This window comes from Kribbella monticola (assembly GCF_003261635.1).
In the GTDB taxonomy this organism is placed as follows: Bacteria; Actinomycetota; Actinomycetes; order Propionibacteriales; family Kribbellaceae; genus Kribbella; species Kribbella monticola.
The window spans coordinates 516417-537821 of sequence record NZ_QFXK01000029.1 but is presented as its reverse complement, the minus strand read 5'-3'; the positions used below and the strand labels follow the sequence as shown (position 1 = coordinate 537821).

Sequence of the window (21405 nt, the reverse complement as noted above, 5' to 3'; positions counted from 1 at the left end):
ACGTTTGCCGGATCGGGCGACCGGACCCGTAGTACGGGCTGGCAGGATGGCGGCATGATCTCGGCTGGGCAGTTGGCGGATGCGCCGAAGGTGTTGTTGCACGACCACCTGGACGGTGGCCTGCGGCCGGCGACGATCGTGGAGCTGGCCGCCGACATCGGGCACCGGTTGCCGCGGACCGACGCCGGTGAACTCGGGCAGTGGTTCGTGGAGTCGGCGGACTCCGGCTCGCTGGAACGCTATCTGGAGACGTTCGACCACACCGTCGCGGTGATGCAGAACGCCGACGCGATCACCCGGGTCGCGAGCGAGTGCGTGCAGGACCTGGCGGCGGACGGCGTCGTGTACGCCGAGATCCGCTACGCGCCGGAGCAGCACCTGACGGCCGGGTTGTCGCTGGAGCAGGTGGTGGACGCGGTCCGCGCGGGCTTCGAGGACGGCATGGCGAAAGCCGAACGTCCGATCGTCGCTCGTCAGCTGCTGACGGCGATGCGGCACCAGGCGCGCTCGATGGAGATCGCGCAGCTCGCGGTCGCCTATCGCGATGCCGGGGTGGTCGGCTTCGACATCGCCGGCGCCGAAGCGGGCTACCCACCCACCCGGCACCTGGACGCGTTCGAGTATCTGCAGCGTGAGAACGCCCACTTCACCATCCACGCCGGCGAGGCGTTCGGCCTGCCGTCGATCTGGCAGGCGATTCAATGGTGCGGCGCGGACCGGCTCGGCCACGGCGTCCGGATCATCGACGACATCTCGTACGACGCGTCGGCCGGCCTCGACGGCAAGGTCGAGCTCGGCCGACTGGCGGCGTACGTGCGCGACCGCCGGATTCCGCTGGAGATGTGCCCGAGCTCCAACCTGCAGACCGGCGCGGCCGACTCGATCGCCCAGCACCCGATCGGGCTGCTCACCCAACTGAAGTTCCGGGTCACCGTGAACACCGACAACCGGCTGATGAGCGGTACGTCGATGAGCCGCGAGCTGGCCTTGCTCGCCGAGGCCTTCGACTACGGACTGGCCGACTTCCGTTGGTTCGCCATCAACGCGATGAAGTCGGCCTTCATCCCGTTCGACGAGCGGCTCGCGATCATCGACACCGTGATCAAGCCCTGGTACGCCGAGGCGCTCGCCTAATCCGTTGGACGGCCGGCCTCCGCGCACCGCAGAGTCGATCGCATGACCTCTCACCAAGTCCGCTTCGCGGAGCTGTCCGCCAAGACCATGTCCGCCCTGCTCGACGGTGACCTGCCCACCGCCCGCGCCGAATCCGGCGTCGAACTCGGCGAGTTGTTCGTCGGCGACCGCGCGAAGTGGTTGTGGAACTACCGGCTCAAGCAGCTCGAGACCCAGCCGGAGGCGGCCGGCTGGATCGCCCGAGCCGTTCTCGCCACGCCGCCGGAAGCTCAAGGTGAGGTGGTGGTCGGCTACGCCGGGTTCCACGGGCCGCCCGACGCGGACGGCATGGTCGAGGTCGGGTACACCGTCGACCCGCAGTACCAGCGGCGTGGCTACGCGAAGGCGATCCTGGCCGCGCTGCTCGACAGGGCGGCCGCGGAGTCCGCGGTACGCGTGGTCCGGGCCACCATCAGCCCCGACAACGTGGCATCGCTGGCGACCATCGCACCGTTCGGCTTCACCCGGAACGGGGAGCAGTGGGACGAAGAAGACGGCCTGGAGCTGATCTTCGAGCGGCCTGCCTGAGTACTTGACACCAGGTATCCGAGGTCTAATACTCGATTTCGAGTAATCGGAATCGAGGAGGTGCAGCATGGCTAAGCGCAAGGTGGCGAATCCGCTCGCGTTCGCCGTGCTCGGCAGCCTCGGAGAGCGCCCGATGCACCCGTACGAGATCTCCTCGCTGCTCAAAGGCCGCGGCAAGGAAGTGAGCATCAAGCTCAACTACGGCTCCCTGTACTCCGTCGTCGCGGCGCTGGAGAAGGCCGGGTTCATCGAGGCGGTCGAAACCCTGCGGGACGGGAATCGCCCGGAGCGCACGGTCTACGCGATCACCGAGAGCGGGCGTGCCGAGTTCGACGACTGGCTGACCGAGCTGCTCGGCACGCCGGCCAAGGAGTTCCGGCAGCTGGAAGCCGGGCTGGCCTATCTCCCTGCCTTCCCGCCGGACCGGGTCGTCGAGCTGCTCGAGCAGCGGGTCGTCGCGCTGGACGAGGAGATCGCTCAGCTGGTCGGGATGCACGAGTTCATGCAGTCGAAGAAGTTTCCGCGGATCTTCTGGGTGGAGTCCGAGTTCCGGGTCGCCGTGCTCACCGCCGAGCGTGACTACGCGAAGGGGCTGGCGGCCGAGATCCGGGTCGACGGGCTCGAAGGCAGTGCCTTCTGGCGCAGGACGCACGAGCTCGTCGCCGAGCTGGGGATCAAGCCCAGGGACGTGCTGCAGGATCCCGTGAAGTACTTCGGGGAGGACCTGCCCTGGCTGAAGGAGGTCCCACCGGAAGGTCTGTAACGCAGGACGGCCCCCGACCAGGGCGCGGCAACGCCGTGGTCAAGGGCCGCAGTTCCTCGAGTCGATCCCGCAAGCGAGACCTGGCACCCAAGGCGCAACCATCAGGATAGCCAGCTCGAACGGATCGGCTCCTCGTCACACCTTTGAGGAGTTCGACCATGGCACCACCCACGCACGCCCGGACCGGCGGCGGTGACCTCGCGATCGAGGTGACCGACCTGGTCAAGACCTACCCGGCGGCCCGCAAGAAGCCGCCCGTCCGTGCCCTCGACGGCCTCACCTTCGACGTGCCGGCGGGCGTCGTCCTGGGGCTGCTCGGGCCCAACGGCGCCGGCAAGTCCACCGCGGTGAAGATCCTGACCACCTTGTCCCGGGCCGATTCCGGTACGGCGCGAGTCGCCGGCCTCGACGTCGTCAACGACCAGCAGGCGGTCCGGCTGGCGATCGGCTACGTACCGCAGAAGTCCAGCTCCGACCCGATGGCGACCGGCACCGAGAACCTCGTTCTCAGCGGCCGGATCTACGGCCTGTCCAAATCCGACTCCGTACGCCGGTCCGCCGAACTCCTGGAACGCTTCGGCCTCGCCGACGCCGCGGATCGCCAGGTCCGCACGTACTCCGGTGGCATGCAACGCAAGTTGGACGTCGCACTCGGCCTCGTGCACCGGCCGACGGTGCTGTTCCTCGACGAGCCCACTACCGGGCTCGATCCAGAAGCGCGGGCGGACCTGTGGACCGAGGTCGAACGGCTCTCCGCAGCCGAAGGACTCACTGTCCTGTTGACCACTCACTACCTGGAGGAGGCCGACCGGCTCGCGGCGCAACTCGCGATCGTCGACCACGGCAAGGTCGTCGCCTCGGGCAGCCCCGAGGAACTGAAGGCCGAGCTCCGCGGCGACTCCGTCCAGGTCGAACTCGCCGACGCGACTTCGGCGAACCGGGTGCACTCCTTGATCAGCGAGTTGCCCGGGATCGGCGAGATCGTTGTCGAGGGCAACGTCTTGCGAGCGCGGGTGGATCGCGGTGCGACCGCCGTACCGGCTGTGCTGGGTGTGCTGGAGGAGCAGGAGATTGCGGTCGCGGCCGTCACGGTTGCCCGGCCGACGCTGGACGACGTTTACCTGCGTTACACCGGTCGCACCTTCCGGGCGGCCGAGCGGGCTTCCGATGCGGAGAAGGAGAGGGCCGCCTGATGGCCACGATGACAGCTACCGCGGTACGGTCCTCGGCTCGATCGGGCGGACTGGCCGGACAGACCGCGATGATCACGGGTCGCTGGTTGCGGGCGCAGTACAGGTCTCCTGCCCTGATCGCTTTCACCTTGGTGCAGCCGGCGATCTGGTTGCTGCTGTTCGGGCAGTTGTTCAAGGGGGTGGTGAAGCTTCCGGGCTTCTCCGACTCGTCGTACATCGCGTTCCTGACGCCGGGCATCGTGATGATGACGGCGTTGATGTCGAGTGGCTGGGCGGGGACGACGTTCATCACCGACATGGAGCGCGGCGTGATGGACCGGATGCTCACCTCGCCGGTACGCCGGGGTGCGCTGATGGCGGGGCAGTTGCTCAGCAACGCGACCACCACGGTGATCCAGACGATCCTGGTGTTCGCGATCGGCCTGGCGGCGGGGGCTCGCTACGACGGGAACGGACTCGGGTACGTCGTCACGATCGTCGCGTCCATGCTCGTCGGTACGGCGTTCGGCTCGCTCTCGAACGCGGTCGCCCTGCTCACCCGGCAACAGGAGGCGCTGATCGGCATCTTCCAGTTCGTCTCGCTGCCGCTGACGTTCCTGTCGTCGATCATGATGAACCCGAAACTCGCCCCGCACTGGGTCGAGGTCGGCGCCCGCTTCAACCCGGTCGACTGGGCCACCGTCGCCGCCCGCCAGTCCCTGACCGCCAACCCCGACTGGTCCTCGGTAACCCGCCACGGCCTCTACCTGCTGGCCTTCACCCTCTTCGTCGCCTACCTCTCCACCCGAGCCTTCCGCACCTACCAACGCTCAGTCTGAAACCACAGCGCTGCGCCCTCCCGCCCACAGCGGGAGGGCGCAGGACAGGCTGGTGGGGTGCCGCCGCGAGTGTGTAAACTGACAGCAGCCTAGGCAGTAGCCGTGGGAAGTGAACCCGGGAGCCGTCCGGACGGTCGGTCGCCCGGGTTTCGCGTGTCTAGGGGTCGATGTCCCGGATCTGCAGCCGATCGCTGCAGCGGCGTCGCCAGTCCCCGCCTCGCCCCGCCGCCCAGGCGACGATGTCAGGAAGCCACAGGAGTGGCTCGTTCGCCGGCGCCGAGTGCAGATAGGTGAACTGCTCCTCTGCCTGAGCCTTCCAGACCATCTCGCGGATCACCTGGTTGTCTTGGCGGTCCTGATCGCAGGATTCGACCACCATGCGCGCGACGCCCAGCTCGCCGATCAACTCGGGAAGCATCGTCCGGAAGCACTCGTCCCGGGCGCGACGTTCGGAGCGGACGCCGAGCCTCGCGCGGTAGATCCGCGTCTGGAATTCCAACTGGGTGACGGCGCTGAGAATCTCTCGCCGTCGTCCGTCACTCTCGTGCTTCATGTGCAAGCGACGCTGGCCGGGCTTGCAGAGACCGCGGAGAAGGCGCCGAGCGGATACGAGATCGGCGGGTAGCAGGACTACGGCGCAGAGCAGATAGCCGCCTCTTGAGGACTCGTCGACGAAGGCGTGCGTAGGCATGGTTCGCCAACAATAGAAAGGAAATCTGCTGCCACCAAACCGGCAGAAGTTGACGAGTCAGAGGGGTTTGACCCAGCGGGACCAGTTGGGTTGGGGGGTGTAGCCGGCGGTCTGCCAGGTGGGGTGGGCGGTGGTGTTGGAGTCGAGGACCATGGCGTCGGCTCGGGTGCTGCCGTAGGTGGTGAAACGCTGCTCTGCAAGGGAGATCAGGGTGCGGGCGATGCCTCGGCGGCGGTGGGTGGGGGCTACGGCGAGGCGGTAGAGGTGGCACCGCCAGCCGTCCCAGCCGACGATGATCGAGCCGACAATCAGGCCGTTGCCGTTGCCGTTGCCGTTGCCGTTGCCGTTGCCGTTGCCGTTGCCGTTGCCGTCGCCGTCGCCGTCGCCCTTCCCTTCGCCGTTGCCCTCCTCGCTTCCGTCGGCGGTGGAGTTGTTGTCTAGGGCAAGGATCAGGGCTTCGGGGTCTCGGGCGATCAGGCGCAGTAGGGCGTCGGGTGAGTCCGGTGGACGGTCGGCGTCTTCGGCTGCTGTGGCCCAGAAGGCCAGTACTGCGGAGGCTTCGGCGGAGGTGGCTGGTCGGTAGGTGATCATCAGCTCGCGGTCTGGAAGGTTCGGCGATAGTCCTGCGGTGGTACGCCGACCACTCTCCGGAAATGGTGGCGCAACAAGGCGGCCGTGCCGAAGCCCGACTCCGAGGCGATCTGCTCGATGCCGAGTTTCGTCTGCTCCAGCAGGGTTCTGGCGTGCAGGACGCGCTGGGTGGTGACCCACTTGAGCGGTGTCGTCCCGGTCTCGGCGACGAAGCGGCGCGCGAAGGTGCGGTCGGACATCCGCGCCCGGCGGGCGAGTTCGGGCACGGTGTGCTCGATGGTGAGGTTGTCGACCATCCAGTCGAGCACCGGCTGCAGGCTCTCGCCGGACGACTCGGGCACCGGCACCTCGACGTACTGACGCTGGCCGCCGTCGCGTTGCGGCGGGACCACCATCCGGCGGGCGATGCGCGTGGCGACGGCGCTGCCGAGTTCGCGGCGGACGAGGTGGAGGCAGGCGTCGATGCCGGCCGCCGTCCCGGCGCTGGTGATGATGTCGCCGTCGTCCACGAACAACACGTCCGCGTCGAGCCGCGCCTCCGGGAACTGCTCGCGGAACAGCTTCGCGTACCGCCAGTGGGTCGCGCAGCTGCGCCCGTCCAGCAGGCCGGCCCGGCCGAGGACGAACGCGCCGGAGCACACGGTCAGCAGGATCGCGCCGCGCTCGTGCGCCCGTCGGAGCGCGTCGAGGATGCGCTCGTCGTACTCGTGCCGCCAGGTGGTGGCCGGGAGGGCGACCAGATCGGCGTCCTCCAGCTCCTCCAACCCGTACGGCGCGATCACGGCGGAGTGGCTGCTGGTTTGCAGAGGTTCGCCCGGTCGGGTCGAACACACCTTGAAGTCGAAGGCAGGCACGCCGTCGTCGGTCCGGTCGATCCCGAACACCTCCGACAGCACGCCGAACTCGAACAGCGCGACGTCCTCCATCAGGACGACGGCGATCTTCTGCAGCATGTGAGCCAGTATGGCAGAAATTTGTGGAGGACTGTCAATAGTGCCAATTGTGGCGGGATCTAGCTCATAGCAGAATTACTGCCATGACCGGAATCATCGTCCTCGCAGTACTCGCGCTGGCACTGATCGCGGCTCTGGAAAGCAGCAACAGGCGTCACTCCACCGGGTTCGAGCACGGCCCGGCCGGAGCCTGGGTTGCCTCCGACCGCGACGAGGCCAGGACCAAGCTCGACCTGCTCGCCCTCGGCAGCATGGCCGAACCCTTCTCCCACAAGCCGACCAGCACGCCGGGCACCGTCGTGAGCATCCGCCACGCCCGCCTCTTCACCCACCAACACGGCCGCCACGCAGCCTGACCTCCGAATCGGCGGGAGCCGCACTCCCGCCGATTCGCTCTGTCACAACGCAACAGGCAGCCGACGCCGGCAGGCGGGCGCACAAGCTCGCACCCGGCGGGCCGTCAGGTGCTCGCCGAGGGTGAGGTGGTGCAGGTCTAGTGGGCGCTGCGGCGCTGTTGGACCTTCTGGAACATCTCCTTGGCCTTGCGCTGGTTCTCCGGCTTGCTCAGCTCGCGCTGGGCCACCTGCAGCAACTTCGCCACCACAGCGCCCTTGACCAGTGTCTTCACGAAACCCATCAGGTCCCTCCTTCTCTCTTCCTAAGACGGTAGCGGTCCCCGCAACCGTCCCGTATCGGTGATGCACCCGAGGTACCCCTGGGGAAATCCTCCCCCGGGTTGTCCGTCGGGTGCGGCACACTGGGGGAGTGCCCGAGTTGCCGGAAGTCGAATCGCTGACGGGGTTCCTGCGGGAACGCGCCGTCGAGCGAGCGATCGTGCGTGCCGACATCACCGCGATCAGTGCGCTGAAGACCTACGACCCGCCGATCTCGTCGCTGGTGGGCCTGCTGATCGACGACGTGCAGCGGCACGGGAAGTTCCTCGACATCTCTGCGCAGGGCATCCACCTCGTCATCCACCTCGCCCGCGCCGGCTGGCTGCGCTGGCGGGAGGAGCAGTCGACCGGACTGGTCCGGCCCGGTAAGGGCCCGATCGCGCTCCGGGTCGTGCTCGACGACGGCTCCGGCTTCGATCTGACCGAGGCCGGCACCCAGAAGAAGCTCGCCGTGTACGTCGTGCGCGATCCCGCCGATGTTCCCGGTATCTCCCGCCTCGGGCCGGATCCGTTCACGCTCACCGCTGAGCAGTTCGGCGAGATCCTCAAGCAGCAGGGCCGGGTGCAGTTGAAGGGCGTCCTGCGGAACCAGTCGGTGATCGCCGGGATCGGCAACGCGTACTCCGACGAGATCCTGCACGTGGCGAAGATGAGCCCGTTCAAGCCGGCGTCGAACCTGACCGAGGACGAGCAGAAGGTCCTGTACGACGCGATGCGGGACACGCTGACCGATGCGGTCGAGCGGTCCAAGGGGCTCGCGGCGCAGGACCTCAAGTCGGAGAAGAAGAGCGGCCTGCGGGTGCACGGCCGCAAGGGTGAGAAGTGCCCGGTCTGTGGCGACATCGTCCGCGAGGTGAGCTTCGCCGACTCGTCCCTGCAGTACTGCGCGACCTGCCAGACCGGCGGCAAACCCCTCGCCGACCGCCGCCTGTCGAAGCTGCTGAAGTAGCGGCGGCCCCGGCCTGTCGAGGCCGGTGAAGTCGCGCGATCTCCGCAGTACGGGGTTCAGGTGGGGGTCAGCCAGCGGTCGAGTTCGGTGAGGATGTTCTCGACCTGGGGGCGCACTTCGGTGACGATCTCGGGTGGGGTCTGGCCGTCGCGGGTGCGGGTGCCGGTCTCGCTGATGATGATGCGGAACACCCCGGCCAGCGCGATGCCCTGAAGCCGCGCCAGCTCCGGAGCGATCGAGCTCGACTCCGTGATGGCCGCGGTCAGCGCCGTGCCGAGGCGGTCGGTCGTCTCCAGTGCCAGCCGGTTGACGGCGGGACTGATCGCGGCCAGATAACCGAGGTTGCCCCGGGCGGTTTCGGCCGGCCTGCCGCCGATGTCCGACACGAGTTCCAGGACGAAGTCGCGAATGGCCGCGGCCGGGCTCGTCCCGACCGGCCGGGAGCGGATCAGTTCGCTCAGCTGGTCCTGGATCTGGTCCTCGCGGTCGGTGACCAGCTGTTCCTTGGTCGGGAAGTAGTTGTACAGCGTCTGCTCCGCGACCTCGGCCGCCCGCGCGATCTCGCTGACCGCCACCTTTTCGTAGCCGCGCTCGGCGAACAGCCGGGCGGCGGTCTCGGCGATGTGCCGGCGGGTGCGGGCCTTCTTCCGCTCGCGCAGTCCGGTCTCCGTCACCGCTGCAGCGTACCAAACTTAGAGTGCGCCCTAGAAAGTGGTATACGCTCTAAAAATAGACCGCACTCTTCCAAGATGGAGTAACCATGAAGCCTCCCCAGTCCCTTCGCGAGGCCTGGATCGCACTGGCCGGCCTGTCCGGGGTGTTCCTGTTCGAGATGCTCGACAACTCGATCCTCAACGTCGCGCTGCCCACGATCGGACGTGACCTGCAGGCCTCAACGGTCGCGCTGCAATGGGTGACCGGCGCGTACGTCGTCGTCTTCGGCGGATCGATGCTGTTGTTCGGCGCGATCGCCGACAGATTCGGCCGGCGCCGGACGATGCTCATCGGCCTGGTGCTGCTGGCTCTTGCGAGCCTGGCGACCGCCTTCGTCAGCTCGGCCGGGCAACTGATCGCCGTCCGTGGCGTGATGGGCGTCGCCGCGGCCATGACGACCCCTGGTTCGATCGCACTGGCCTTCCGGCTGTTCGACTCCGAGAAGCTCCAGGTGAAGGCGATCACCCTGATTTCGACCGTCGGCCTGATCGGCCTAGCGGTCGGCCCGACGGCCGGTGGTTTCGTGCTCGCGTTCGCTCCCTGGCAGGTGCTACTGCTGGTGAACGTGCCGATCGCCGCGCTCGCGCTCGTCGGCGTACGGGCTGGCATCGCCGCCGACGATCCGGCTGAGCTGCACCACGACCCGGTGGACGTCGTCGGTGCACTGCTGAGTACGGCGACGATCGTGCTCGCGCTGCTCGCGCCGACCCTGTTCGTCAACGAAGGCGCTGGTTCGTGGGTGCCGTGGATGGTGTCCGGTGGGGCCGTCGTCGCCGGGATTCTCTTCGTCGTCCGCTCCCGCGCAGCGCAGTACCCGTTGCTCGACCTGCGGCTCATCGCCCGCCCGCTGGTGTCGAGTGCCCTGGCCTACAAGGCCGCAGCGGGTCTGGCCGTCGCGGGCCTCGGCTACATGGTCACCCTGCAGTTGCAGTTCGACTGGGGCTGGACGCCCGTGCAGGCTTCTCTCGGCATGCTGCCGCAGGTCGTGGTCCTGATCGCGGGTGGCAGGCTCGTCGGTCCGTTCGTGGAGTGGGTCGGTGCCGATCGAGCCGCCTGGATCAGCTCTGCCGCGGTTGTGTCCGGGCTGGCCGTCTTCGGCTTGTTCAGTCGCTTCGGCTATCTCTGGGTTGCCGTCTCGCTCGCGCTCGTGGCCGCCGGGATGCGGGTCATCGGCACGGTCGCCGGCTTCAATGTGCTCCGCGGTCTGCCGAAGAACCGCACCACGATCGGTGCCGCGCTGCTCGACACCGCCACTCAGGTCACTCCTGGCGTCGGCCTGGCCGTGACCGGCACCATCCTCGCGGCGCTCTTCACGGGTGACATCGCCGGCTCCAACTGGACCGGGCAGCAGACTTCGCAGTTCGAGCAGGCGGTCACCGTCGCCGGCCTCACGCTGACGCTGGTCGCCGGTGCACTGGTCGGCTGGGCCATGCTGCGCGCCCGAGGTGTCGCTGCCCCGAGCGAGCCGGATGCCGAGGCCCTCCAGGTGTAGCCGTGCGGACCGTGTGTAGTGACCGGCCGGGGAGGCTGCGATGATCGGGGCATGTTCCAGAATCCGGAGATTCCTGCTGTGGGCGTGGCCGACCTTGACGACCAACTGCTGAAGGAGGCGTTCGTTCTCGACGTCCGCGAGCCCGACGAATGGAATCGCGGCCACATCGAGGGTGCGACGCACATCCCGCTCGGCCAGTTGCAGGAGCGCGTCGGCGAGGTACCGCTGGACCAGAAGGTGCTCTGCGTCTGCGCGGTCGGCGGCCGGTCGTCGATGGCGACCCAGTTCCTGGTCTCCCAGGGCCGGGACGCGATGAACCTCGAGGGCGGCATGCAGGCCTGGGAGGCCGCGAGCCGCCCGGTCGCGCTGGACTGAGATCGCCGGCCGGCGACCGCTGGTCCAGGCCGAATCCTGACAGAAATCTTCCGATAACCGACTGGAGACGTTACTTTGTCACCGGTCGGTTGATCGGCGTACACCTGCGCCTCACGTGGCGGTAGGGCTCTCGGCGTCGGATGGCCGCGTCCGCCCACGCCGAGGAGGCTCCCGTGTCACCGTTGGTTCCATCGATCATCCGGGCGACGACAGGCCGGCGTACGGCGGTCAGCGTGCTGGCGGGCGGCCTGCTCGCCACCGGCGCGTTCGCCCCGGCGTTCGCCCAGCCCGCTCCGGACCCGGGGCGCGCGCCGGTCGAGGCGCTCAGGCATTCGTCGGCGCCGTCGGACATCGCCGATGTCGCGATCGCGCCGGCCGGCGAAGGTCTCGTCACCAGCCGCAAGGACAGCCCGGTCGCGCCCGGCGTGAACTACACAGCTTTCGAGCGCCTCGACGCGCGCGGCTGGCTGCGGGGCGACTTCCTCGTCGCGGACCTGGACCAGCACGGTGTCACCGTCGACTACGTCAACACCGGCAAGGTTTCCGGCGGGCAACCGCTCAGTCAGCAGCTCGCTCGCAAGGGCGCGATCGCCGGGGTCAACGGCGACTTCTTCGACATCAATGACACCACGGCCCCGCTCGGCGTCGGGATCGAACGTGACGGCCGCCTGATCAACGCCCCGGCCGCCGGCCACAACGACACCGCGGTGATCGGCAAGGACGGCCTCGGCAAGATCGCGCAGGTCTTCCTGCAAGGCACCGCGACGGACGATGACGCGACCAGGCTCGACCTGACCAACCTCAACTCGCCGACCGTCGACGCGAACGGCATCGGCCTCTACACCCCCGAATGGGGTGACGCCCCGCGCACTCGCACGGTCGACGGCCTGCCGACGGTCCGCGAGGTACTACTCCGCGACGGCGTGGTCGTCTCCTCGGCCACCACACCCGGTACGACGCCGCTCGCCGCGAACGAGCTCGCTCTGATCGGCCGCGACACGGGAGCCGCCGCGCTGGCCGCGTTCGAGGTCGGCGACAAGGTGGAGGTCCAGTACGGACCGCGCTCCGACGCCGCCGACATCGCAGTCGGGATCAGTGGCAACGTCCAGCTCGCCCGCGATGGCGTGGTGCCTGACGACGTACCGGATGCCGACCTGGCGCCACGCACCGCGGTCGGGTTCACCGACAACGGCCGCCGGATGGTCCTGCTGACCGTTGACGGCCGGGCGACCGGATCGCGCGGACTGTCGCTCAAGGAGATGGGCCAGCTGATGGTCGGCCTCGGCGCCGACGACGTCCTGAACCTCGACGGTGGCGGCTCCTCGACGATGCTGGCCCGCTCGCCCGGTGAGCAGGCGCCCGAGGTGGTCAACAACCCGTCCGACGGCGGCGAGCGCCTGGTCCCGAACGGCCTGGGACTCCTTCCCAGCAAGGGCTCCGGGCGCCTCACCGGCTTCCAGGTCGAAGCGGCCGGTACTGCGGGCGAGCTGCCTGACACCGACATCTCCAAGAGCTCCCGCGTCCTCACCGGCCTGAGCCGGGTCCTCACGGCACGCGGTCACGACGAGACGTACGCGCCGGCCCCCGGTACGCCGTACTGGTCGGTCGGCAGCAACGCCCGCGTCACCAGTCAGGGGGTCGTCGCCGGCCGGCGGGCCGGCGATGTCATCGTGACCGCCGAGCGAGGGCAGGCCCGCGGACGATTCCCGATGACCGTGCTCGGTACGCCGATCCGGCTGGCTCCGTCGACCCGGCAGGTTTCGTTGCCAGACGCAACCTCCAAAGGGTTCTTCACCGTCAATGGCTTCGACGCGGACGGCTTCTCCACCTGGGTGGAACCGCGCGATGTGCAGTTGACCTATGATCCGGCACTGATCAAGGTGGTTGCCCGAGGCAATGGGTTCGACGTGACCGCGGTCGGCGCCGATGCCGTCTCGACTGTGGTGACGGCGAAGGTGGGCGCGCTGACGACCCAGCTCAGTGTCACCGCCGGCCTCACCAGTCAGGTGGTGGACGAGGTCGACGATCCCGCCGTATGGCAGGCCAACGCCGTACCGGTCGGAGCCGCGACGGCTTCGAGGTCCGTTGCCGAGGGCCACGATGGTGGTCAGGCGATCGCGCTGGACTACTCGCTGACGGGCAGCACGGCGACCCGGGCGGCGTACTTGTCCCAGACGCCGCAGCAGACGTTGCCCGGACAGCCGCAGAAGCTCGGCGCCTGGGTGTACGGCGACGGCAAGGGTGCTTGGCTGCGGGCCAACGCGTACGACGGCGCCGGTGGCTCGGCGCAGACGCTGAACCTGGCGGCCGCGGTCGACTGGACCGGCTGGAAGTATGTCGAAGCGACCATCCCGCCGGGACTGACGATGCCGCTGAGGTTCTGGCGGATCTACGTGGTCGAGACCGTGCCGACCCGGCAGTACTCCGGCCGCATCGTCATCGACGACCTGACGGTCCGCGGAGCGCCGCCCGTGACGATGACACCGCCCGCCAAGGTGATCGACCCGATGGTGGTCACCGACGGGACGGTCACCGGGGCCGGCCGGTGGCGGTTCGCCGTGATGTCGGACGCGCAATTCACCGCCGACGACCCCGAGTCGGGTAACGCGAAGCAGGCCCGGCGTACGATCCGCGAGGCGCTCGCGCAGCACCCGGATTTCCTGGTGATCAACGGTGACTTCGTCGACCGCGGTTTTGCGAACGACATCGCGCTGGCCAAGAAGATCATCGACGAAGAGGTCGCCGGCAAGGTTCCGGTGCATTACGTGCCGGGCAACCACGAGAGCTACGGCCCGGGCGACCTGTCCGAATGGACCAAGGTGTTCGGCGCCCCGACCAGCACCTTCGACCACAAGGGCACGCGGTTCGTACTGCGGGATTCTTCGCTCGGGTCGCTCCGCGCCGGTGGGTTCGACCAGATCCTCGATCTGCGCAAGCAGTTGGACGATGCGGCGACGAACCCGGCGATCCGCAATGTCGTGGTGATGGCGCACCACCCGATCGACGATCCGTCCCCGACGCAGAACTCGCAGCTCGGCGATCGCAAGGAGGCCGAGTTGCTGGTTCGCTGGCTGGCCGACTTCCGCGCATCGACCGGCAAGGGCGCGGCGTACATGGCAGCGCACGCAGGGACCTTCGCGGCGACCCGGACGGACGGCGTACTGCTGCCGCTGACCGGCAACTCCGGCAAGAGTCCGGCGGCTGCGCCCGATGCGGGCGGCTTCACCGGCTGGGCCCTTGTCGGGATCGATCCGACAGCGCGTCCTGCGGGCGCGGCCGAGCGGAACTGGTCGGCACCGGAGCGCTCCTGGTTCCAGGTCGAACTCCGGCCGCATGTGGACGCACTCGAGCTGTCCGCCCCGGCATCACTCCGCCGAGGACAGACCGCACCGGCCGCGGCGACCGTAGTACAGGAAGATCGGCGCGTCCCCGTCTCCTTCCCGGTCTCTGCCGACTGGTCAGGCTCGGCCTTCCTCCACATCGGTCCGGCCAAGACGGCTCCGTTCTGGTCCGTCGCTTCCTACGACCCGGCGACCGGTCAACTGACCGCCCTCCGCCCCGGCTCGGCCGACCTGTCAGTCACCGTCAACGGCGTCACCAAGACAGCCACCGTGAAGGTCGACTGGTAGACAAAGGGATATGCGGCTGGATCCGATCAAGATCGTCGAGTACGACGCCCGCTGGCCGGCACTGTTCGAGGAGCAGCGCCGGCGAGTGGAGCCCGTACTGCGGGAGTACTTGGTCCAGCCGATCGAGCACATCGGCAGCACCGCGGTCCCCGGGCTCCCGGCGAAGGCGATCATCGACATGGCTGCCGTGGTCCGGGAGTACGCCGAGTGCGCGGCGGCGTTCGACGCGCTCGCCTCCATCGGCTGGCTGACCGCGCCGGAGCCGGGTGATCAGCAGGCCCTCAAGTGGTCTCTGTGCTACCCGACGGTCGAGCGGCGGTCACATCACCTGCACATCTTCGAACAGGGTCCGGGCAGTCTGCGGACGCTGCTGGCGTTCCGGGATCATCTGCGCTCCGATCCGGTCGACCGAGCCGAGTATGCGCGGATCAAGCGGGAGCTGGCGGCGGCTGACGACGAGGACCGGCCTGCTTACCGAGCCGGCAAGGCTCCGTTCATCACCGGCGTGCTGACGAAGCTGGGGGTGTGATGTCGGGCGCGGATGGCCGGACGGATAGCGTCGGTCTGGTGACTGAGGTGAGGAGGCCGGCGCGGTTGGCGGCCGGGGATCGAGTGGCTGTGGTGGCGCCGGCCGGGCCGTTGGACGGTGCGCGCTTGGAGATCGGGCTCAAGTACCTGCGGGACTGGGGGCTCGAGGTCGAGGTGATGCCCGCGGCGCTGGGGCGGCACGACCAGTTGCCGTATCTCGCGTCGGAGGACACAGCCCGCGCGGCGGACTTCCGGGCGGCGTGGCTGGAGCCGGACTTCAAGGCGGTGATCTGCGCACGCGGTGGGTACGGCGTACAGCGCATGCTCCAGCACCTTGACGTCGAGGAGTTGGCGGCTGTCGACAAGATCCTCGTCGGGTTCAGCGACATCACTGCTTTGCACGAGGTCCTGAACGCTCGCGGGCTGGTGACGATCCACGGACCCATGGCCGCCGCGGTCGAGCAACTCGGCTCCGAACAAGGACGGGATCGCCTGCGCGACCTGCTGTTCACGCCCGAGTCGGTGACGGACCTGCTCGCTCCAACCGGCGCCCGTTCTGTAGTCCCCGGTACTGCGGAAGGCCGCCTCCTCGGGGGCAACCTGGCTCTCCTTGCAGCCAGCCTCGGTACGCCGACCTTCGCCCGGCCGGCCGGGATCGTCTTCCTGGAGGACGTCGGCGAGGACGGCTACCGGATCGACCGGTTGCTCACCCAGCTGCTCAGGTCCGGCTGGTTCGATCAGGTCAGCGGCCTGGTGATCGGCGACTTCACCGATTCCGACAGCACCGACCTGGTCGGCGAGGTGATCCGCGAGCGACTCGTTCCGCTCGGCGTACCGATGCTCGAAGGTGCCGCTATCGGCCATGCCGAACTCAACCTGGCGATCCCGCTCGGCCTCCCGGTCCGGTTGGAAGGCACGAGTCTGACTCCGCTACTGCCTGCTCTGAGCTAGCTGCTCGGCGAGGAACGCGAAGGCCTTCGGATAGGCGTCGAGGCGGTTCTGGCGTTTCGCCAGGCCGTGGCCCTCGTCGGGGTACACGAGCAGTTGGCAGGGGACGTCCCGCTTGGCCAGCGCCTCGGCGATCTGCTCGGCCTCGGACAGCGGGACGCGCGGGTCGTTGGCGCCATGGATGACGAACAGCGGCGCCCGGATGTCGTCCACCCGGTTGAGCGGGCTGGCCTCCTCCAGGAAGTCCCGGTCGCCGGCCAGCGTGCCGTACTCGCGCTCGCGGACCGCCCGCCGGTAGTCGGAAGTGTTCTCCAGAAAGGTGACCAGCGAGGCGATCCCGACGATGTCGACGCCGGCCGCCCAGAGCGTCGGCTGGAAAGCGAGTCCGGCAAGCACCATGTAGCCGCCGTACGAGCCGCCGAAGAGCGCGACCCGGCTCTGGTCCACTCCAATCGACGGCAGCCAGGCGTGGATGGCGGCGAGGTCGGCCACCGAGTCCAGCCGGAGCCGCTTGTCGTCGAGGGAGTACCAGCGCTTCCCGTACGCCGCGGAGCCGCGCACGTTCGGCACCACGACCGTGTGGCCCTCCGCGACGAGTCCGGCGATCACCGCGTTCCAGCTCCGCATCGCGGCAGCCTCGGGTCCACCGTGAATGTGGACGACCGCCGACCCGTCACCACCTTCGGCCGGGCGATACACGAACACCGGGACCTGCTCGCCGTCCGAAGTCGGCACCCGGTGGCTCTCGGGATGTGCCAGACCGGCCGGCAGTTCCGGCATGTCGGGCGCCTCGACCATCAGAAGTTCGCCGGTCTCGCGCGTGTAGCGGACCACCACAGGCGGCTGCACAGGTGAGGCGTAGTTGATCACCGCATGACTGCCGTCCTCTGACCACAGCGGATCCCTCGCCCCTATCTGCCGAGCAGCGAGGCCGCCTCCTGGAAGGTCTACCGGCGCTACCAGAGCACCGTCGGCCAGGCTGTGCAGGGCAAGCGAGACCTCGCCGTCGTCGGTACTGCCGACCAGCAGGTGCTCGCCGTCCGGGCAGATCCAACCGGCCAGGTCCCGCCGGTCGTCGACCAGGAGATCGCTCCAGCTACCTGTCGCGAGGTCGTAGCGCCGCAAGGCCATCCGGTCCCGATCGGCGTCGCTCGAGATCACGAACCCGGACGAGTCCGGCAGCCAGCTGGGCGAGTCCTGATAGTTCGGTACGTCGAAGGCGGTCAACTCGGTGACCGCCTGGGTGGCTGTCTCGACCAGGAGCAACTGCACCGAGTTGCCAGGGCCGCCGGCCATCAGGATCAGTGCCCAGCGGTCGTCCGGTGAGACCGCGACCGGGCCCATGAAGCCGCCACCGTCGTACAGGACCGTGTCGGTACCGGTTGCCAGGTCTCGTGCGACCAGGTCGAAGTCGACGTCGTTGCGCCGGTTGGTGGCGAACAGCACCCGGTCCGGCTTGGCATCGATCAGACGGTGCAGGTACGCCGGGTCCTGGACGAGCGGGACGAGCTCGGGAAGGCCGTCCGCCTCCAGGTCGAGCAGGGACAACTGGCCGCGCTCGTTGCCGTCGGTGTCGTGCTCGATCACGGCCTGGCGGGCACCCGGGATGTACCGGGCGCCCCGGACGGTGTCGGCGAGCTCCGTCAGAGTCCGCCAACTTCCGTCCGGGCCGATCTCGTGCAGCTGACGGATGCCACTACCGTCGTACGCGATCAGCAGGCGACCCTCGCTGTCCACATCGAAGGCCATGACGGTGGGCAGCGAGAGCAGCGTGGTCAGCACGCGTCATTCTCCCATCGAGAGGGTGTCAGCGGTCACCGTGCCAGGAATGCCACAGCGCCGCATAGGGGCCTTCGGCATCGACCAGTTCGTCGTGCCCGCCGAGCTCGACGATCCGGCCGTCCTCGACGACGGCGATCACGTCGGCGTCGTGCGCGGTGTGCAGCCGGTGCGCGATCGCGACCACGGTCCGGCCTTCCAGTACGCCGGCCAGCGAGCGCTCCAGATGCCGCGCGGCCCGCGGGTCCATCAACGAGGTGGCCTCGTCGAGCACCAGCGTGTGCGGGTCCGCCAGCACCAGCCGCGCCAGCGCCACCTGCTGAGCCTGCGCCGGCGTCAGCGAGACTCCGCCCGAACCGACCTCCGTGTCGAGGCCGTGTTCGAACCCGGCGACCCAGGCGTGCGCGTCGACCGACCGCAGTGCCGTCCACAGCTCCGCGTCACTCGCGGTCGGGCGAGCCAGTCGCAGGTTGTCGCGCATGGTGCCGACGAACACGTGGTGCTCCTGGTTGACCAGGGCAACGTGACTGCGGACCTGCTCGGCCGACATCCGGTCCAGCGCGGCACCACCCAAGGTGATGTCGCCGAGGCGGGGCGAATAGATACCCGCCAGCAACCGGCCGAGAGTCGATTTCCCTGCACCAGAAGGGCCTACGAGTGCGACCCGGGCTCCGGGCTCGACCGTCAACGTGACGCCGTGCAGCACGTCGCGGCCCTCGAGGTAGCCGAAGCGGACCTCGTCGGCGAGCACGGTCCGCCCGTCCGGCTCGGTGTCGTCACCGGTCGCCGCCGCCTCGACCTCGCGGACGCCGACCAGCCGAGCGAGCGAGACCTGGGCCACCTGCAACTCGTCGTACCAGCGGATCATCATGTTGACCGGCTCGACCAGCATCTGGATGAAGAGCGCACCCGTGGTGAGCGCGCCGACGGTGATCCAGCCGTTGATCGCCAGGCCACCACCGACCACCAGGACCGCGGCCAGCGCGACCGTGTGGGTCATGTTGATCACCGGGAACAGGATCATCCGCAGGTACAGCGTGTACCGCTCCCAGGCGACCCACTGGCCGATCCGGGTGTCGCCGAGCTTGACCCGCCGGTCACCGAGCCGGTGCGTCTCCACGGTCCGGCCGGCATCCACGGTCTCGGCCAGCGCTGAGGCAACCGCCGCATAGCCGGCCGCCTCCGACCGGTACGCCGATGGCGCGCGGCGGAAGTACCAGCGGCCCCCGATGATCAGGATCGGTGCCGCGATCACCACGGCGACCGCCAACTCCGGCGCGGTCACCACCAGGGCGCCGATCAGCAACCCGGCCCAGATCACCGCGATGGTCAACTGGGGAACGGCGTCGCGCATGGCGTGCGAGAGACGGTCGACATCCGTGGTGATCCGGGACAGCAGGTCACCCGTACCGGCGCGCTCCAGTACGCCGGGCGGCAGCGCAACCGCACGGACCAGGAAGTCCTCACGCAGATCGGCCAGCATCTCCTCGCCCAGCACCGCACCGCGAAGCCGCGTGAGCCGGACGAACACTGTCTGCACGGCAAGAGCGCACACGAAGCCCAGTACGACGTACGGAAGGTCCACGTCCGTCTTGCCGTGCGAGAGCTTCTCCACCACGTTGCCGAGCAGCCATGGCCCGACCATGCCGCTCAGTGCCGCCACTGCGTTGACCAGGGTCAGCCAACCGAAGGCACGACGATGCCGCTTGAACAGCGTCTTCAAATACGCCCGCACTGTTGCGGTGCGAGCTACCGGCAGACGAGCCGCTTCCTGCGGCGCTGCCGGGTCGTACTCGGGGCGCTTCACGCCGACTCCTCGTAGGTTGGTTCGTCCTCACGGGTGACGACCGCGCGGTACCTGTTGTTGGTGTTGATGAGTTCGTGGTGGGTCCCGACGGCCTCGACCCGGCCGTCCGGAACGAACACGACCCGGTCGGCACGGTCGAGCATCAGCGGGCTGGACGTGAACACCACGGTGGTGCGGCCGGACCGGAGCAACCGCAGGCTGTCGGCGATCCGGGCCTCGGTGTGTGCATCGACTGCGCTGGTCGGCTCGTCGAGCACCAGCAGCGCCGGATCGACGTACAGCGAGCGAGCCAGGGCGACTCGTTGGCGCTGACCACCGGACAAGGACCGGCCGCGCTCGGTCAACACGGCCTGGGTGGCATCGCTACCACCTGACGGCAACGACTGACGCAGTACGTCCAGGATGTCCTCGCACTGAGCAGCGTCCAGCGCTGCCTCCACCGAGACAGCTCCACTGGACGGTACGTCGAACAGGTCGCGAACCGTGCCGGACAGCAGCACGGGATCCTTGTCCTGCACGAGTACTGCGGTCCGCGCGGAGTCCAGCGGCAGCTCGTCCAGCGCCACGCCGTCGAGCAGCACAGAGGCCTGCCCTGGTTCGGCATCGGGGCTGTGACCGCCCAGTCGATCCGCTAGCCGTCCACTGGCGTCCGGGTTGCCACAGACCACGGCAGTGAAGGATCCAGCCGGAACAGACAGCCCAGTGATCGGGTCGAACAGGTCACCTTCCGGCACCTGGGCTTCCAGCGTCGCCGCGTTGTCATCGGTACGCCGCAGCGAGAGCACTCGCGCGGCACGACGCGCGGACACCTTCGAGAAGATGAACGCGCTCGCCGTCTCCTCGAACGTCTGCAGCGGCACCATCATGAAGGTGATGAAGCCGTACGTCGTGACGAGTTCGCCGACGCTGATCCGGCCGGAGGTCACCAGCCGGATGCCGAACCAGACGATCAGCACCAGGAACAGACCGAACAGCAGCACCTGCAGGGCCGCGATCAGCGACCACATCCGCGCCGACCGGACGGCGCTCGACCTGTACTCCTGCGACGCCTCGCGGTACCGGTCCAGGAAGAGCTGCTCGCCACCGATGCCACGCAGTACGCGCAGGCCGGCGACCGTGTCGGCGGCGAGCTCGGTGGCCCGGCCGCCCTTGGCGCGCTGCTGGTCGGCCCGGCGCTCGGCCGGACCCATCAGCGGCACGATCGAGACAGCCAGCACGGGAACCGCGACGGCGACGATCAGGCCGAGCTGCGGTTCGTAGAAGAGCAGGCCGATCACCACGGCGAAGCAGGTCAGCAGGGCGGCCGTGAACCGGCCCAGCACCTCGACGAACCAGCCGATCTTCTCGACGTCGCCGCTGCTCACGGCGACCACCTCACCGGCAGCGATCCGCCGGGTCAGCATCGAGCCGAGCTCAGCGGCCTTGCGGGAGATCAATTGCTGGATGCGGGATGCAGTGGCGATCCAGTTGGTCACCACGGCGCGGTGGAAGTAGGAGTCGGCGCCGGCCTTGGCAGCGCCCATCACGAGCAGCAGCAGGCCGGCCAGCAGCAATCGCGGCCAGGACTTGTCGATCACGGCCTGGACGGCGAGGCCGACCGAGACCGGGGCGGCGGCGATGCCACCGAAGTACACCAGGCCCCAGGCGACTGCGACCGCCTGCCCGCGGAGCTGCTGGTGTTCGAGCCAGAGAATGAGTCGGAGGCCGGACCGGGTATCGGGTACACCCGGGTCGGCGAAGGGAATGAGGCGCAGCGACATGACGTCCCAAAGAAGGCATAGAGGGGTTTCGAGACACCTG

20 protein-coding genes are annotated in these 21405 nt (G+C 68.6%); 12 read left to right on the top strand and 8 right to left on the bottom strand.

Features of this window, described 5'->3' with window-relative positions; genetic code table 11:
* Positions 1 to 54 precede the first annotated feature (54 nt).
* From DIZ26_RS16365 to DIZ26_RS16345, 5 genes are all read left to right on the top strand, one after another.
* Positions 55 to 1134: an adenosine deaminase gene (locus DIZ26_RS16365; RefSeq protein WP_112242081.1), complete on the top strand. Its 1080-nt coding sequence runs from the start codon at positions 55 to 57 to the stop codon at positions 1132 to 1134.
* 42 nt (positions 1135 to 1176) lie between these two features.
* A complete protein-coding gene (locus DIZ26_RS16360; RefSeq protein WP_198676120.1) occupies positions 1177 to 1701 on the top strand; it encodes a GNAT family N-acetyltransferase in 525 nt (174 codons plus the stop codon).
* Positions 1702 to 1768: 67 nt separating this feature from the next.
* Positions 1769 to 2464: a PadR family transcriptional regulator gene (locus DIZ26_RS16355; RefSeq protein WP_112242079.1), complete on the top strand. Its 696-nt coding sequence runs from the start codon at positions 1769 to 1771 to the stop codon at positions 2462 to 2464.
* 158 nt (positions 2465 to 2622) lie between these two features.
* The gene (locus DIZ26_RS16350) at positions 2623 to 3657 is read left to right on the top strand and encodes an ATP-binding cassette domain-containing protein (RefSeq protein ID WP_112242077.1); all 1035 of its coding nucleotides are present in this window, start codon (positions 2623 to 2625) and stop codon (positions 3655 to 3657) included.
* On the top strand, positions 3657 to 4475 hold the full coding sequence (locus DIZ26_RS16345) for an ABC transporter permease (protein WP_112242075.1): 819 nt from the start codon (positions 3657 to 3659) through the stop codon (positions 4473 to 4475). The genes DIZ26_RS16350 and DIZ26_RS16345 overlap by 1 nt, the downstream gene beginning before the upstream one ends.
* Positions 4476 to 4632: 157 nt before the next feature.
* Here DIZ26_RS16345 and DIZ26_RS16340 read toward each other — a convergent pair whose 3' ends face one another.
* From DIZ26_RS16340 to DIZ26_RS16330, 3 genes are read right to left on the bottom strand one after another with little or no spacing between them, the layout of a single operon-like run.
* Positions 4633 to 5166 carry a hypothetical protein gene (locus DIZ26_RS16340; RefSeq protein ID WP_112242073.1) on the bottom strand — a complete coding sequence of 178 codons (534 nt, stop codon included), beginning with the start codon at positions 5164 to 5166 and terminating at the stop codon, positions 4633 to 4635.
* Between the two features lie 57 nt (positions 5167 to 5223).
* Entirely contained in the window at positions 5224 to 5757 is a 534-nt protein-coding gene (locus DIZ26_RS16335; RefSeq protein WP_112242070.1) for a GNAT family N-acetyltransferase, read from the bottom strand.
* Positions 5757 to 6710, bottom strand: coding sequence for a GlxA family transcriptional regulator (locus DIZ26_RS16330; protein WP_112242063.1), 954 nt, complete (start codon positions 6708 to 6710; stop codon positions 5757 to 5759). The genes DIZ26_RS16335 and DIZ26_RS16330 overlap by 1 nt, the downstream gene beginning before the upstream one ends.
* Before the next feature lie 83 nt (positions 6711 to 6793).
* Between DIZ26_RS16330 and DIZ26_RS16325 the strand changes: the two genes are divergently transcribed.
* Positions 6794 to 7066, top strand: coding sequence for a hypothetical protein (locus DIZ26_RS16325; protein WP_112242061.1), 273 nt, complete (start codon positions 6794 to 6796; stop codon positions 7064 to 7066).
* A gap of 137 nt (positions 7067 to 7203) precedes the next feature.
* Here the strand turns inward: DIZ26_RS16325 and DIZ26_RS37890 are convergent, their stop codons facing one another.
* Positions 7204 to 7347: a hypothetical protein gene (locus DIZ26_RS37890; protein ID WP_185441943.1), complete on the bottom strand. Its 144-nt coding sequence runs from the start codon at positions 7345 to 7347 to the stop codon at positions 7204 to 7206.
* Positions 7348 to 7475: 128 nt separating this feature from the next.
* Here DIZ26_RS37890 and DIZ26_RS16320 point away from each other — a divergent pair, with 128 nt between their 5' ends.
* Entirely contained in the window at positions 7476 to 8333 is an 858-nt protein-coding gene (locus DIZ26_RS16320; protein ID WP_112242059.1) for a DNA-formamidopyrimidine glycosylase family protein, read from the top strand.
* 56 nt (positions 8334 to 8389) lie between these two features.
* Here the strand turns inward: DIZ26_RS16320 and DIZ26_RS16315 are convergent, their stop codons facing one another.
* Complete coding sequence (locus DIZ26_RS16315) at positions 8390 to 9007, bottom strand: TetR/AcrR family transcriptional regulator (protein WP_112242057.1); 618 nt, start codon at positions 9005 to 9007, stop codon at positions 8390 to 8392.
* Between the two features lie 86 nt (positions 9008 to 9093).
* Here DIZ26_RS16315 and DIZ26_RS16310 point away from each other — a divergent pair, with 86 nt between their 5' ends.
* From DIZ26_RS16310 to DIZ26_RS16290, 5 genes are all read left to right on the top strand, one after another.
* Positions 9094 to 10539 (top strand): MFS transporter, encoded by a 1446-nt coding sequence (locus tag DIZ26_RS16310; protein WP_112242055.1) that lies wholly within the window; start codon positions 9094 to 9096, stop codon positions 10537 to 10539.
* A gap of 51 nt (positions 10540 to 10590) precedes the next feature.
* Positions 10591 to 10914 (top strand): rhodanese-like domain-containing protein, encoded by a 324-nt coding sequence (locus tag DIZ26_RS16305; protein WP_198676119.1) that lies wholly within the window; start codon positions 10591 to 10593, stop codon positions 10912 to 10914.
* Between the two features lie 173 nt (positions 10915 to 11087).
* On the top strand, positions 11088 to 14543 hold the full coding sequence (locus tag DIZ26_RS16300; RefSeq protein WP_232828379.1) for a phosphodiester glycosidase family protein: 3456 nt from the start codon (positions 11088 to 11090) through the stop codon (positions 14541 to 14543).
* A 10-nt stretch (positions 14544 to 14553) separates the two neighbouring features.
* The gene (locus tag DIZ26_RS16295) at positions 14554 to 15072 is read left to right on the top strand and encodes a GrpB family protein (protein ID WP_112242051.1); all 519 of its coding nucleotides are present in this window, start codon (positions 14554 to 14556) and stop codon (positions 15070 to 15072) included.
* A gap of 38 nt (positions 15073 to 15110) precedes the next feature.
* Positions 15111 to 16022 (top strand): S66 peptidase family protein, encoded by a 912-nt coding sequence (locus DIZ26_RS16290; protein ID WP_232828378.1) that lies wholly within the window; start codon positions 15111 to 15113, stop codon positions 16020 to 16022.
* Here the strand turns inward: DIZ26_RS16290 and DIZ26_RS16285 are convergent.
* Genes DIZ26_RS16285 through DIZ26_RS16275 form a run of 3 tightly spaced genes read right to left on the bottom strand, consistent with a single transcriptional unit; the run spans position 16002 to position 21365 of the window.
* Positions 16002 to 17801 (bottom strand): alpha/beta fold hydrolase, encoded by a 1800-nt coding sequence (locus tag DIZ26_RS16285; RefSeq protein WP_198676118.1) that lies wholly within the window; start codon positions 17799 to 17801, stop codon positions 16002 to 16004. The two genes, DIZ26_RS16290 and DIZ26_RS16285, sit on opposite strands and share 21 nt — an antisense overlap.
* A gap of 25 nt (positions 17802 to 17826) precedes the next feature.
* Entirely contained in the window at positions 17827 to 19605 is a 1779-nt protein-coding gene (locus DIZ26_RS16280; protein ID WP_112242047.1) for an ABC transporter ATP-binding protein, read from the bottom strand.
* Entirely contained in the window at positions 19602 to 21365 is a 1764-nt protein-coding gene (locus DIZ26_RS16275) for an ABC transporter transmembrane domain-containing protein (RefSeq protein ID WP_112242045.1), read from the bottom strand. The genes DIZ26_RS16280 and DIZ26_RS16275 overlap by 4 nt, the downstream gene beginning before the upstream one ends.
* Positions 21366 to 21405: the final 40 nt, after the last annotated feature.